10 protein-coding genes and 1 pseudogene are annotated in these 14,446 nt (G+C 48.1%); 2 read left to right on the top strand and 9 right to left on the bottom strand.

What is annotated here, in order from left to right; all coding sequences use genetic code 11:
• Positions 1–19: 19 nt before the first annotated feature.
• Positions 20–1,021, top strand: coding sequence for a hypothetical protein (locus OXN25_02395; GenBank protein MDE0423700.1), 1,002 nt, complete (start codon positions 20–22; stop codon positions 1,019–1,021).
• Here the strand turns inward: OXN25_02395 and OXN25_02390 are convergent.
• Positions 1,003–1,413 carry a helix-turn-helix domain-containing protein gene (locus OXN25_02390; protein MDE0423699.1) on the bottom strand — a complete coding sequence of 137 codons (411 nt, stop codon included), beginning with the start codon at positions 1,411–1,413 and terminating at the stop codon, positions 1,003–1,005. The genes OXN25_02395 and OXN25_02390 overlap by 19 nt on opposite strands.
• Positions 1,410–1,750 (bottom strand): annotated as a pseudogene (locus OXN25_02385) (type II toxin-antitoxin system RelE/ParE family toxin). Before OXN25_02385 ends, OXN25_02390 begins: the two are co-directional and overlap by 4 nt.
• A gap of 831 nt (positions 1,751–2,581) precedes the next feature.
• Here OXN25_02385 and OXN25_02380 point away from each other — a divergent pair.
• A complete protein-coding gene (locus OXN25_02380; GenBank protein MDE0423698.1) occupies positions 2,582–3,625 on the top strand; it encodes a DPP IV N-terminal domain-containing protein in 1,044 nt (347 codons plus the stop codon).
• Positions 3,626–3,668: 43 nt separating this feature from the next.
• Here the strand turns inward: OXN25_02380 and OXN25_02375 are convergent, their stop codons facing one another.
• The 7 genes from OXN25_02375 to hisH form a co-directional block, all read right to left on the bottom strand.
• A complete protein-coding gene (locus OXN25_02375; protein MDE0423697.1) occupies positions 3,669–8,756 on the bottom strand; it encodes a C25 family cysteine peptidase in 5,088 nt (1,695 codons plus the stop codon).
• 102 nt (positions 8,757–8,858) lie between these two features.
• Positions 8,859–9,449, bottom strand: a complete 591-nt coding sequence (locus tag OXN25_02370; GenBank protein ID MDE0423696.1) for a hypothetical protein — start codon at positions 9,447–9,449, stop codon at positions 8,859–8,861.
• Positions 9,446–9,733 (bottom strand): EutN/CcmL family microcompartment protein, encoded by a 288-nt coding sequence (locus OXN25_02365; protein MDE0423695.1) that lies wholly within the window; start codon positions 9,731–9,733, stop codon positions 9,446–9,448. The genes OXN25_02370 and OXN25_02365 overlap by 4 nt, the downstream gene beginning before the upstream one ends.
• A gap of 3 nt (positions 9,734–9,736) precedes the next feature.
• Positions 9,737–10,039 (bottom strand): EutN/CcmL family microcompartment protein, encoded by a 303-nt coding sequence (locus OXN25_02360; GenBank protein MDE0423694.1) that lies wholly within the window; start codon positions 10,037–10,039, stop codon positions 9,737–9,739.
• A 221-nt stretch (positions 10,040–10,260) separates the two neighbouring features.
• Entirely contained in the window at positions 10,261–11,682 is a 1,422-nt protein-coding gene (locus OXN25_02355) for a sigma-54 dependent transcriptional regulator (protein MDE0423693.1), read from the bottom strand.
• A 90-nt stretch (positions 11,683–11,772) separates the two neighbouring features.
• A complete protein-coding gene (locus OXN25_02350; GenBank protein ID MDE0423692.1) occupies positions 11,773–13,356 on the bottom strand; it encodes an ATP-binding protein in 1,584 nt (527 codons plus the stop codon).
• A 107-nt stretch (positions 13,357–13,463) separates the two neighbouring features.
• Positions 13,464–14,084, bottom strand: a complete 621-nt coding sequence (gene hisH, locus OXN25_02345) for an imidazole glycerol phosphate synthase subunit HisH (GenBank protein MDE0423691.1) — start codon at positions 14,082–14,084, stop codon at positions 13,464–13,466.
• Positions 14,085–14,446: the final 362 nt, after the last annotated feature.

The raw sequence follows: 14,446 nt of genomic DNA, 5'->3' as shown, positions 1-14,446 counted from the left end.
AGATTTAATAGAGGTGTTTATGTACGATAAACTCGGAGAAGCGATATTAAAGACAGAAGAACGGATGGAAGTCGGTGTAATTACTGCCCCCGATGCGTCCCACGCTGAAGAGGTGAAACAATTCCTCGGGCATAAAGGCGGCAACTGGGAATGGCATATTGAACGGTGCGTCACGGAAGCACTTGATGCTTTGGAAACCCGTTTCTATGTCGGCAAACTCGACGGCCGCGTGATTACCAACATTATGACGGTCGAGCATGAAGGCATCGGTATCTTAGGGCATGTCTTTACGCTCCCGAACCAACGCAGGAAAGGGGCATGTAAAGGGGTGATGGGATACCAGATGAAGGATTTCCGAGAGCGTACCGGTCGCGCCCTCTACCTCGGCACGGGCTACAACAGCCATCCGTATTACATCTATCACAGTTTTGGATTTGAGAGTGTGTTTCCAGCATCTGGATTTATGAAGTATCATGTCAATGTGGACTTTGAGGAACAGTATTTCGCACCGGCACCTGCGGCACCGAAATCGGTTGAATGGCATGACTGGCCGAAAGTCACGGCACTCTCAGGGATTGTCGGATGGGACGCACTCCGGAGTCTGGCGTGGGATGTCTACGGTCCCACGAATATGGAAGGCGGCTTTCTCGGCTTCAAGCACGCTTTGGAAGTCGAAGATGCTTATGACGCTGCCCAATTGCTGGTTACTTCGGAGGGTGCCATCGTTGGGTGGGCGACTGTAAACCGTGACGGACGCTGGAAACCGGCGACTGCGGTATTGGACCTCTTTTTTCATCCGAATTTCACGGACGCTGTTCCGACGTTGCTTTCGGCGGTGACGTTTCCCGATGTGAAGGTGCAGTGTTATGTTGATAGCGGTGCTGAGCAGAAGGCGGCGGTTTTAGAGACAGCAGGATTTGCCTGCGAAGGTCGGTTTGAAAAGCAGTTTGTGTATGGTGGACAGGATTATGATGTTTTGGTATTTGGGCGGGGTAATTCCTGCTACTCTGTAGAAGCGTGATATTCATCAAGCTCGAGGTTGGCGTTTGTCTTCCTTAGTGGCGCGCTTGTAGACTCTTCAGTAGCAGCGTTAATATGGGTACTTACAGTTTCTAAAGATGTAATTGAAAGACAGCATCCCAAAGCACTGAGAACGGTTCTAAGGGTATCGATCCGCGGTGCTTTCTCACTTGCTAACACCTTCGAGAGGAGCTGGGGATCAATGTCTGTTCTTTTGGCGAGTTTGGAAATTCCGCCTTGTGCTTCAACGACATACCGGAGTGCTAATTGAACTGTGGTGAAATTTCCGTGAAACTGATATTCTTCCATAACAGCAGATAGATAGCCGCTTACATTCTCTTGTTCAGCAAGTTGCTCAATGAGGAGGGTGTCCCATGTTCCATAAATCTTCATCGTTTGTGCCTCTCTTTGCATTCGTTCCAATAGTTTTTTGCGAGTCTAATATCCCGTTTCTGTGAAGACTTGTCGCCCCGCACAGCAGAAGAATAATTGTGTTATCGACTTTACCAAAATAGATGCGATAGCCTGCCCCGAAATTGAGACGTAGTTCCCAAACTCCATCTCCGACAAATTTATGGTCTCCAAGGTTCCCAGTTGTGACAGAAGTGAGTCGTGCTTGAATCCGTTGTCGTACTCTTGTATCTTGAATTGAAAAGAACCATTCTGTGAAAGGTTCGTGACCGTTTGGAATCTGATAAAAATCTATTGCTCTCGGATATGCATTACGCATTGATGATTTCTCGTCTATCAGGGATCAACAAACTGAGAGGAATTATACCACAGCTTGAAGTGTCGTGTCAAAAGAAATTGGGGGACATGTCTGCTTTGTGTATGGGTATGTAAATATTTTGTCGATTATCAGAATGTCTGAATCGCGGATTTTCTCGGATGATCCGGATAACACGGATTTTCAGACTACGTCCTATCAAACCCAGGCTTATCTATGGCGGCTGAACACCACTTCTACAAACGTGTCGGAATAGTAAGTGTCAAAAACTGGACACACCCTTTGTGCATTTTAAGTTGGAAAAATTTTAACATTTGTAGTATTCAGTAAAACCCAGCAGTTGAGCTCCATTGAGCTTGATCACCGAAATCATCTTGAAAAGCCTGCAAATCCTGATTCAGACAATTAATAACTAACCGTCAACCGTTAAACAATCCTGCAAATCCTGCTCCAGATTCATAGACCCCCGACAAACCCACGTCACGCCTGACTTTATGCGGTTTCTAAACCCGTAATTTTCATAGCGTTAAGTATGAAAACTATGAATCACAACCCCACTGCATCCAACCTATGGCTACACAAAGGGTGTCCCTACGAGATGGATATCCCAAAAGACAGTACCGCAATATGGGGCTGAAGAATGGAAACGAAACATGTCTGAAAAAGTTGTAAAAAACCCTTGATATACCAGCGGATTTATGGCATAATTAGTATAGTTCAGAATTAATTGGATATTAGAATTGGTGAGGTTAGGAAACCTCGCCAGCGGTGGCAGTAGTGTGTGCATCTGTCCTACGCGTTTCTGCAGTCGGGCAAACTTTATGAGGAGAACCCATGAAAAAAAGAAAGTTCGGATATAAAACCTTATGGACTGCGTTGTTGCTCAGTAGCAGCTTTCTCATCATATATTTACAAGCCGCTGCAGCCGGAACCCTGTCTTTTACTTCCAAGCACGAAGGCAAATCTAATCTTTATCTTATAGATAGCACAGAACAAAATCTTCAAAAACTCGAAACCAATAACACGAATAAATCCTCTCACACTTGGTCCCCGGATGGACGCTTTTTCGCCTACCACTCCAATCATGCTGGTAGTCCCGACATCTATGTGATGGACATCAGAAACAAAGAGACCCGTCAGTTGATAGGCCATCCCAGCAGAGACCTATACCCCGCGTGGTCGCCTAATGGAAAATGGATCGCCTTCGTCTCGGATCGGACAGGGAATATGGATATCTATAGAATTAATGTGAATGGTTCAAATCTAAGGCGATTGACAAATAGGGGAGACAACAACAACCCCGCGTGGTCGCCAGACAGCCAATGGATCGTCTATGATTCCTATCGCGGTGGGAACCACAACGCAGGCGTTCCTGGACGGCATTATCTCTATAGAATGGCTGCCGATGGCGGTAGGACGGAACAACTCAGAGGTGCTCCAAACTTATTGGGATGCACATGGTCGCCCGATGGCAAACAGATTGCCTTCGCTGCTGGGAATCCCGGAGATCAAGGCATCAACATCTACGTTATGGATACCGATGGCGACAATCTCGGCAGACTTACGCGCGTCGGTGCATGGGCTGAGGCCAGTCAGCCAGCATGGTCCCCCGATGGACAGTGGATCGCCTATGCCTTCAAAAAGGTGGTCCGCCAGCTGAAACCCGGTGAGAGAGTCCCCATCAATGAAGTCTTTGGTGATAGTGCCATCTATCTCGTAAAGGCTACAGGTGATGTCAATGAACCCATTGAGGTGGCGAATGGATTCTCACTCGGTTTAAATCCAGTATGGGTGCCAGAAACTTTCTTCTCCGTTTCCCCTACTACAGAAAAACAAATCACCTTCTGGGGTACGCTCAAACAGTTAGTAATTGACTGACCACTATCGCATTAGGAACTACGCTCATAACTTATGCCCACAACTATTTCCGCACGGCGATTTTCCCGACCTTCTGTTTACGGATATCGCCTTTCTGTGCTGTGAATTTGTAGAGATAAACACCGTTCGCAAGCGGTTCGCCGTCGGCATCGTAGCCGTCGTAGTGGTATTCGTTGTAAGAGACAGAGGCATCAAGCGTGTCAATCGCCACGATACGCCGACCCGTGATTGTGTAGATATTCAGGCTCACCTCGTCAGCACTCTCCGTGAGATAGTAAGCAAAATGCGTGCCGCTTCTGGGTGTGAAAGGGTTCGGAAAGTTAGCAATATTCGCAATCTCAAACTCACCAGCGACTGTTCCCGTACGCTCGGTGTCTGATACATTGCCGTTTGTGTCCTGTGCCTGTAGCCGGACGCGGTACTCTCCAGGTTCCAAAACAGGCGTATAGGTTACCAACAAGAGATTGTTATTCGTTGGTGACGCAGCAATTACATATTCGTCTTCTGGCACGCGCTGCCCGTTCTTCGTGAGGATGATGTGTGCTGAACGCGAGTCAACGCCGTTCGCATCCTCAATCCGTGCAGAGATAACAGGCGTATCCGAGACATAATCCCCATCAATGAAGCCCTGATGCTCAAAGGTTAGTTCAACTGAAGGCGGTGTTGAATCGCTATGGGATAACATCGCGAACGTCCCCGGTAACTCGACCTCCGCGGAGATATGCTCGTCATCAGCAGTCTCCTGACCTACCCGCACCCAATTGCCGTTATCATCGTCTCGCCTATAAATGTATGCATCGTCACTGGTTTCCCCTTTTAGGAACGTAACAGTCGCCACCAACTCCGTCTGTTCAGCCACATCGAGGTGATAGGCAACCTGTGGCGCAGCTTCCGAAACCGCAGCGATATCGGGTTGGTTTGTAATCGTCAAGGCTTCTTCCGAATAGGTTAGTATCGTAGTGGTTTGAAGGTTGTCCGATGGCACAGTAACTTGGAAAGTTCCGTCTGCGCTTCGGATCGGTTGATCAAGCGTATCCGGTGTAAGAACGAACCGATTCCCCGTAAACCGTTTCGCTGCGCTGTTATTTAGTTCCCGCTGCTCAAGGATACTCCCACGCGGAAGTTCCTCAGACGGTGGATCTACGTAGACAGAGATAAGATATTCCCCCGGTGTCGGTTCCCACGGCACCCTTGCAACGCCTTGACTGCCGGGCAAGATTTCGGGAATAATCTGAACATCTCCAAGCGGTGTCGCGTTCTGTAAATCCTCAATCGTTGAGACGGAAGTGGTATGCGGAATAGCCGCAGCAGCTTCAGGGCTCAAGGTTTGCAGATAGAAGCGGACAGGTACATTTCGGGCAGGTGCGCTGCCTTGATTGCGGACTTGCGCCGAGAGCACAAACGGCGGTGTTGTCGTCCAAGCGATCGTCTGGTCCAAAAGGAGAAGATCGACCTCAGATCTGGCCTGTCCAAACTCATAAGTGACGACCTCTGTTTGCAACGTCCGTCCATCTCCTACCTTCACTGCTAAGTAATAGTCAATGAGGTCCCCTTCAGGGTATCCCGGAATCGGGCGTTCGCTTTTATAGGTTGTCCCGGTCTGATGACTCACAGGAATCGTGAAAAACTCGATGCCGTCCCAACTCCAGAAAAGCGTTAGTTCTTCAATACCGCTTTCATCCAACACTTCTGTATAAAGGTGAACAGGTTGATGCGGTTCAACCGGATAAGGTGCAATACGGACATTATCAACGTATCGAGATAAAACATTATAGGAGGCATGACCGATTAAATCTTCATCGGCATTCCAAGCGTAAACTTGTACATCGCCGACATCAAATTCAACACTCGCTGGGATTTCTATTTCTGTGGTGAACCGTCCGTTGGTAACAGTGACATTTTCCTGTTCCGACGGCATGTCAACCGCCTCTTCAATCGCAGGCACAACGATAATCTCGGCATCTCCGCTAAAAGTGCGATCGGGTAATGTCCCAGAGACAGTCAGTAAAGTCTCTCGACTCGGCGAGGTCCCGATTTCTACTTCAACTTGCATCTGTTTGTTCGGCAGTTTCAGCCGAGTCGCTGGGTCCCCGAAAAGTGTAAAGACTTCAGCGAGATCGAGATACCCCGGAGCGTTGATAAGAAACTGCGTCTTGGCTTCAGCGAGCACCGCCCCTATATGCTGCGTTCGTTGTTTGAAGATAACATTGAAAATTTCCAAGTTCAGCAGATAATCACCGTCTAACAGCCCGATGCTGGTTGCGCCAATGACTGCAATCGCACCGCCATTTTCAGATCGGAGGAGCTCCTCAACAAGGCTATTTTTATTGCTGTCAAAGGAACCTGTGTAACAGGTCATACTGATAACCAACGGGAGTTGTGAAATATTGGTTAAGTTCTGCTCAGGATCTTCAAAGTCAAGCATCCGACTGGATGACCAGATACCACCGCCACCGTGTCCGATATAGTTAACGAGGCTGGCACCGTCGTTGAAACCGTCAATCACGCGCCTCGCGATAGGCGATCGGATCCGTTCATCGAAAGTTGCTTCCTCTGTGTGCGGTGCGTAGATACGTTCAGTTTCATATCGACCGTTGAGTTGATTACGAGAGATAAGTCGGTCTGTCTGAGAGTGAAACCGAAGATCCGAACCGGCAAGCATGAGAAGTTTCTTGTGCCACGGGCCGACCTGCGAGGTCGTTTCATAGTTGATTGTCCGTTCAACAAAGATACGGACATCTACACGATTGTTCGCTGGCATCCGTCCAATCAGCATATCTGGGAAACTGTCTGTGCCTCGAAAAGTAACGAATTGGTGGTCGCTTGCCGAAGCACCGTATCCTGGGATTTGCACCTGCGTTGTCGGAACGAAATTGGGTTGGTTCTTAAGATCAATATGTGTATCACCGACGAGGAAGACGTAAGTTGGGGCAGGCGGCTGCCAATTGTCGTAGGCGTAACTGAGGAACTCACGGATCGCATTCGGGTTGAGGATGCCGTGATTAAATTCGTCGTAGATATTTTGGACATCGACAACTTTGGTCCGCATACCTTGCTGATTACGAAAATCGGCAAGTGGTTGAACATCTTCAATGAAACTTTTGTGTGTAATGAGGATGTAATCCGCGGCGTTGTGCGTGCTACGTAAATCGGACGGCGTGTCTACCGAAATTTTCGGTTTTTGGAACCGGTTACGCGCGAGTGCGATATATTGGATGGCGGTATCATCCACATCCTTCGGTCGAATCTGCGTTGAACGGAACGGGAGTCGGTAAGTCTCAGACGCAGAATCGTCAATAATCGGTGCTAAACCGACATAACGGGTCCCGTCAATACCATAAATTTCTATGTCAGGCGTAGAGAAATTCTCTAAAACGACCTCAAAGTTTGGGTTGATAGCTCCAGTTTCATCAGGAAAGGGCGTGATAGCAAAGGGTAGCACATTCCCCTTCGCTTCAAAAGTCCGGCGATAATCAATCTGAATCCAGTTAAGCAGAACGATATCCAGCAGTTGATCGCTACTTCCGGGATTGATGATACGAATGACATTCCGTCCATTCTGGAGAAAAGATTGCGGTCGTTGATTCTGAAGCTGATATTCGGCTTCACCTTTCCAACGTACCTCGCCGAGGCTAACCGCGTCGTTTAGCCATACATCCGCTTGGTGTTCTGTGTTAGATCTCCCATAAAATCCGATCCGTATTGTTGCGGGTACAGCAGTCTCCGCGACACCCGTGAGGGTAACACCGAACGGTTTTGACTCAGGGGCGGTCAATTGTGCCCAGAACCAACTGTCATTTGGCAGTGGTGGCAGTTCCGCTAAAGTAAACCAACGCTCCTGCAGTCCTTGACTGAATTCCTGATACCTCTGGTCCTCCGTCAGGTTCGCATTGGGAAACCTTCTAAAGTGGCTATCTTTTTCAAAGTGAGCACGTGTGAGAAAGTGCGGGTAGCTTTGAGCGTCAACGCTTCCATCAAGAGAGGTCCGCGTCCCCATTCGGCTTCCGGGTCCGGCGTTCCACGAGAGCCAATACACATTCTCATCAGAAAACGGGTTGATATAACTTGCTTCTCCATGAAGCTGCTCGCCGTAGAAAATAATTTCATCCGTTGGATTGAGTCTTCCGTCGCCCTCACCTCGAACAAAGATTGGCACCTGTTTCCCTCTGTTTGTCACTGTCAACGTCCTGGGTGTAATCGCGCCTATATCAACCCCGACTGCCTCCAAGTCTCGTCCAGTAACGCTATACATCCCATCCTGAGTAATACTGAGTTTATGGCGAGGTGCTATGGCAGCAATACTTGGTGCTTGTGGAACTCGGAAGGTCGTCCCACGCCACTGCCTGGCATCTTGCGGATTCACCAAGACGCTTTCAAAAATCGCATCGTAAGCAGCGGACTCAGGCATCAAGGGTCCCCGTTGTGCTAACAACGCTTCACCTGACCGGAGAAAACGAACTTCAACGATAAGCCTGTGATAAAGTCGCAACTCCCGACGCACAGGATTGTATTGGACCGGATTGAATTGAATTGGAAGGACCCGGTTCTCCCGGATCCAACCCGCTTCTCTGGTCTCTACGAGATTGGCAGGAAAAAAGCGGTCGGTTTTAGGGGTGTTGGAGTCCGAATGGAAGGAGGGAAGATCGGAAGGCAGAACATCTGCAGCGATCTTATGCGTGCTAAAATTCTGTTCAACAACACGCACTTGAAAATTGGCATCTACGGGGACACTGATGAAGGTAGACTGCACAGGGAGTCGTAGCGCACCCGGAGACTGGACAGTAAAACGGCATCCCGGAAAAGAGACAGTCTGCGTTTCAACACGAGATACTTGAAATTGATCGTCGTTATCGCCCTCTGTCCGTATTTCAAAATCGGACGCTGGGATGAAAAGTTGAATCGTTACGCCTTGCGGTGTTGTCCGTACCAATTCAATCTCTCGTTGTGCGCCTACGCCTTCACGCACGGCAGTTCTGGCATGCCGATTGCTGGGCGAAACTGGTGCTGCCTCTGCATTGCTGGACGAACCGATGTAGGTGAAAGACCAAAAGGGATCTGTTCCGAGAAAAAAGAGAAGGGAAAAAAATACAAAACAGGTAATTATGCAACGTTTTATCGGGCGAACTTGCATTAAAGAGTAACTCCAAAATAGCTCATCGCGGTCCGCGAAGAAGCGATTAGCAAACCGCGAATAGCAAAGAAGGAAAAACGTAAAGCGAATAGCGGTACGCGATTAGCGATTAGCAAGATGGTAAATCTCAATTTCTCGAATTTGAGCCATCGCGGGCTGCATGACACGATAATGTGGGTAGTAGAAACCGGCAAGCGTTTTCCGCTGGTCAACAATTTTATCATCGGGTTCCGCGATCATCTTATTCACGATTACATCATCAACAGTTCGGGTAACAACAATCCGAATCATCCGCGTCTGAAAGTTCAATCTATCAAAAACGAATTCGGCTTGTGCGCGTTCGTCGCCAATATTACGTCGCTGAATAATCGTATCAAAAGTCTCCCACTCTCCAGTTTCATCGTTTAAATATTGCATTTCAAACCGGAAAAGGTTCCCATTGTGAATAACGATCTTTCGCACGGGATGGATCTCAGCAAACCGGATAACAAAGTTCCGCTCATTTTCCGCCGGAAGTGTGGCAAGCGTCTCAAGGTTCCCATCGTTCATACCCGGATGATTTGACTCCGTGCCGTAGGCGGCTTGTGCAATATTTTGGCTGTATTGGGTCGATAACACCTGTGCCATTCTACAAGCACTGAAGTGTAAGCAGAAAAACAAAACAGTACCGAAAAGTGTAATAGCGCGTTTCATGCTTCCTCCTCCTGAAAAGTTATATCAAAATGGTCTACAATACCCATGACGAGCTCACGAATCGGTGCATCTTCAACACCGAAGACCTCTTGTGCGACACCAGGACCTGCTCCTACAATCACGGTGTCCCCCTCACCCGCACCCACATAGTCAACAGCAATCGTTGGGGTGCGAACAAGTTGCGATTTCAGACTCAGCGGTTGAATAAGCAGCAGCGTCCGATTTTGGTATGCAGGATGTTTAACGACAGAAACGGCTTTTCCGATTACTTTGGCAAGGTACATTTTTCAATTTCCCACTTCTGAGCCTGTGTCTGCTTCATCAAGCAGAGAAAGCGAATCGACAATGCCAACGATGGCAACATCAACCGGCATCCGTTTTCCCGGTACAATGCCCATGGCATCACCGCCAGTAACGATGTAGACAATTTCATCCACACCTGCGTCGTGTAAGGTGTCAACTGCCACGAGCGGTTCAGAAATGGGCTTATATTTCTCGTCTAAAGGTTGTACAAGCAAGAGACGTGTGCCTTCCAAGCTCGGATCTTTTCGGGTCGCGACGACAGTGCCAATAACTTTTCCTAAATCCATTAGTTTTATTTTTCCTTGTTGTCCTTCAATTTATTTAGGGTTGTTGGTTATAAGTTAACATCAATTCGATTAAACACTTCGTCAGTGCTAAACGGACAATCTGCACCCAGTTACAACATAAATTGTGCCATAAACTTTTTAGTTTGTAGCGTGTCCTGCGCAAACTAACAGTTTGCGCTACAAGTAGAACCTATTATCGAACTCACGTTAACTTATAACCTTTAAACCAATTTATACTCAACAAGTTTCGTATGGAGTGTGTTTCGGTTAATACCGAGGATGTCTGCCGCCTTACTTCGATTTCCGTTGGTGTGTTCCAGCACAATTTTAAAGAGGGGCTTCTCAAAGATAGCGCGGATCTCAGCGTAAAGTTCACCCGGCGGCGTTTCGGATTCCATGTGTTGTTCCACATACGCATGAAGCAACCCATAAATCTGTGCATCAAGGTTTCCTTGTTGCGCAGGACTCAGCGAACTCGGTTCATTCAGAATCGGGTCGAAATGCTCAGGCAGCAGCATCTGTCCAGCACACATCACCAATGCACGTTTGATAGCATTTTCCAATTCGCGAACGTTGCCGGGCCATTCATAAGCCGTGAGGAGTTTGACGACCTCTGTAGAGATGCGGATTTCCGGGAGCTGGTATTCCTCGACGAACCGGTGGGTAAACAGATCTATGAGTTCTGAGATGTCCTCTTTCCGTTCACGGAGCGGTGGTAGAGAGATCGGGATGACGTTGAGACGATAGTAAAGATCCTCCCTGAACGCCTTCTGCGCAATTGCGGCTTCAAGGCTGCGGTTGGTGGCGGCGATAATACGAACATCAATAGGGTGCGTTTCCATCCCACCCATCGGCTCTACTTCGCGCTCCTGTAGCACACGGAGCAGTTTCATTTGGACCTCAACCGGCAATTCTCCGATTTCATCGAGAAAGATAGTCCCGCCATCTGCCTGCTGAAATTTCCCTGTCCTTGCGGTGTGCGCATCGGTGTACGCCCCTTTGACGTGTCCAAAGAGTGTGCTCTCTATGAGACTCGACGGCATAGCACCACAATCGACGATGACGAAAGGATTGTGTGCCCGATGGCTGTTTTGGTGTATCAATTGGGCAACCAACTCCTTACCTGTCCCGCTTTCACCTAAAACAAGAACCGTTTCGTCGCTAACCGCAGCGCGCCCAATCTTAAGATATACCTCCTGCATCGCTGGACTCTGCCCGACCATTCTGCCTTGTCTATTGACATCAGGCAACACCGATGTTTTGACATCCTTCGTTTGGTTCGTAGCGGCGGCAGCGCGCGACACAAGATCCAGGAGCTGCCTCTGATCAATCGGTTTTGTCAGATACCCATACGCCCGTTGCTTCGCTGCATCAATGGCCGTCTGCGTCGTCCCGTGTGCGGTAATTACAACGATTGCGGCGGTGCTATTATATTTTTGGATTTCCTCGATTAATTCAAGTCCATTGACATCGCCTAACCAAATATCGAGCAGAATAACATCAATATCGGCGCGCTTGACATGCGCCAAAGTTTCATTCCCATTTCGCGCTCTGAGGGTCTTGTATCCTGCTTTTTCAAGGGTGGCCGCGAGGATGTGTCGAAGACTATCATCATCGTCAGCAATAAGCACTACATTTGACATACTTTTAACCATTCGCTATTCGCTATTAGTCGTTAGCAATTCGCAAAGATGCAAGCGTTACGGAACCTCCTCTTTGCGAATCGCGGACCGCTAACTGCTATTCACTGGCAGCGACATAATGAAGGCTGTGCCGACATCAAGGTTCGGATCAACTTCAATACTCGCTTGGTGTTCGGCGAGAATTTTTTGGCTAATATAAAGTCCGAGCCCCGTCCCTTTTTGTTTGGTCGTATAAAATGGATCAAAAAGCATTGGCACATCTTCGGACGAAATTCCGGGACCATCATCCTGAATTCGTACCCGGACGACCCCAGTTTCCTGTAGGTATTCTGTCTGAACCGTTAATGTCCCTTCTGTATCCATTGCCTCAATAGCATTGTAAAACAGGTTGAGGAGCACCTGTGTAATCCCATCTTCATTTATCTTGACCAGCGGGCAATTGCTGTCATATTGGGTGGCGATTGTGATTGCCCGATGTTCTAATTCGGGACGACAGATAGCGAGACTATTCTCAAGTAGGTGATGAATGTCCTTCTGTTTTGCGGCTTGCATCGCCGGTTTACTGAAGGCGAGCAACTGCTCAATAAATCGGTTGAGTCTGTCCACCTCTTTGATAATGATTCCGGTGTATTCCTTAATCTCATTTTGAGAGAGCTGTATCTGATCGGAATACGTCTCGACTTGAGAATCCGATTCCACCGTATCCGCATGTTGAAGCAATTGGGTGCCAAGTCGGATACTCCCCAAAGGATTTCGCACCTCGTGTGCGATGGTTCGGACCAATCTGCCAAGCGTTGCCATCCGTTCTGACTCGACGAGTGCGTCAATTGTTTGTTGAATCTTGACCCGTTGCGCGATGGTTGACGCAATAATCGTCAATAGTCGTCGGTCGTCCTCTGCTGAAAATTCATCCGATGCCTTGTCAATCGTTAATGTACCGATGACCTGCTCTTCTATAATAATCGGGATACACCAGAAGGCGATTATATCTTTCGACTCAACACTCTCCGGTTCAAAGAGTTTAACGTAGCTCCGCGGATTCCGAGTTTGCGGAACACCGATCGCTTTACCGGATTCAAGCACCTGTCGCTGAATGTCTTCTATCTGATTGTCAGTGCCGCGTTTCATCTCAGCGGGTGTAAGTCCTAAGACGGTTTCCACCGAAGTAACGACCTTCCCATTCTCATAGAGATGCAAAGCCCCGCGGTATATACCAAGCCGTTTAGAGAGGATCTCAATGATGCGTTGAAAGAGACCTTTTAACTCAAGGTTCGCGTTCGCCGCTTGGCTCACCTCAAACAGCGTAGAAATGTCCCGGACCTGTTTCTCTAAATTCGCATTGACACTGTTAATCTCCTCTATTTCGGCGGCACCGCTACGGCGTTGGGTCTGGAATTGACGAATGACACGGATAATACCGAAGACAAGAAACGGATAAAGGAGCGCGACAATCGTGCTTTCAGTGTGCGTCGGATAGCGAAAAACATAAGCCCAATTGGCTACCGTCGTAATGCCGAACAAGACGTTTTGTTCACGAGGTCGAGCATATATCACAGCGAGAATCATCACGCCATAGTAGCAGTGGCTCACTGCGATATAATATTCCTGCATCTGAAACAGATGCGTACCAACATTGACGAGGAGGACAAGAAGCGCGAGAAAAAACGTTAGCATCCTTTTAACGATTATGTCTGAGCGGTGTTTCCGTTGTCAACACCGATCTAAAATTGGTTAAAGCCCTGTTTTAGATTATGAAAGGTTTTTTAACGGTTCAGACACGATTACAAAGCTAAGAAATTATTGAGCATCTTTAACCCGACGCGTCCGCTCTTTTCGAGGTGGAACTGTGTTGCAATGAGATTATCATGCGCAATCGCGCTACAGAACTCAAGCCCATACTTCGTTTTTCCGATAACAATGCCCTGTTTTGCCGGAACAGGGTAATAGGAATTAACAAAATAGAAGTGCGCAGGATTCGGAACGTCTTTGAAGATTGGGTGTGATGCCGTTTGGTAGACTTCGTTCCATCCGATCTGTGGTACCTTTAACATTTCGGTCCCCGAACCTGTCCGGGTCGTCGGATACTTTTTTACATATCCCGGTAGGAGATCGAGGCACTCGGCGTCCTCTTCTTCGCTGTGCTCAAAAAGAATCTGGATACCGATACAGATACCGAGCATCGGCTTGCCAGTCCGATAAAAATCAACCAAGACCTCATCGAGTCCGCGCTTTTGCAGCGTCTCCATCGTGGCTTTTGCCGCGCCGACACCAGGGAAAATAACGCGTTCAGCGGCGGCTATCGTTTCAGCATCAAAGGTAATCCGATTTTCGTAACCGAGATGTGCCAATGCGCGCGCAACACTCGTTAGGTTACCGGCATCGTAATCTATGATTGCAACCATATTTTTTCTGTATATAATCCGCGACTCAGACGGGGGTCCCTATAGTTCATTCGTACTCGGATGCCCGAATTTATTCGGGTCCGTGCGATCTGTCCCGAACAAGTTCGGGCTTCCCAGATGCAAATTATAAAAAAATAAACGCCTCGTTCTGTCCCGAACAAGTTCGGGCTTCCAGATGGAAATTTAAAAAAATAAACGCTCCCGTATTGAACTTATGTTTATCTATTCAGGACTTACGCAGAATCAAAGAAATTCACTCATTCCGACGCAGCCGGTGCGGTTACAAACCGCACCTACCACTGGAATACATAAGGTGCGGTTACAAACCGCACCTACCACTGGAATACATAAGGTACGGTTAC

This window comes from Candidatus Poribacteria bacterium (genome assembly GCA_028820845.1).
Taxonomy (GTDB): domain Bacteria; phylum Poribacteria; class WGA-4E; order WGA-4E; family WGA-3G; genus WGA-3G.
This window is presented reverse-complemented; position numbering and strand designations above follow the sequence as displayed.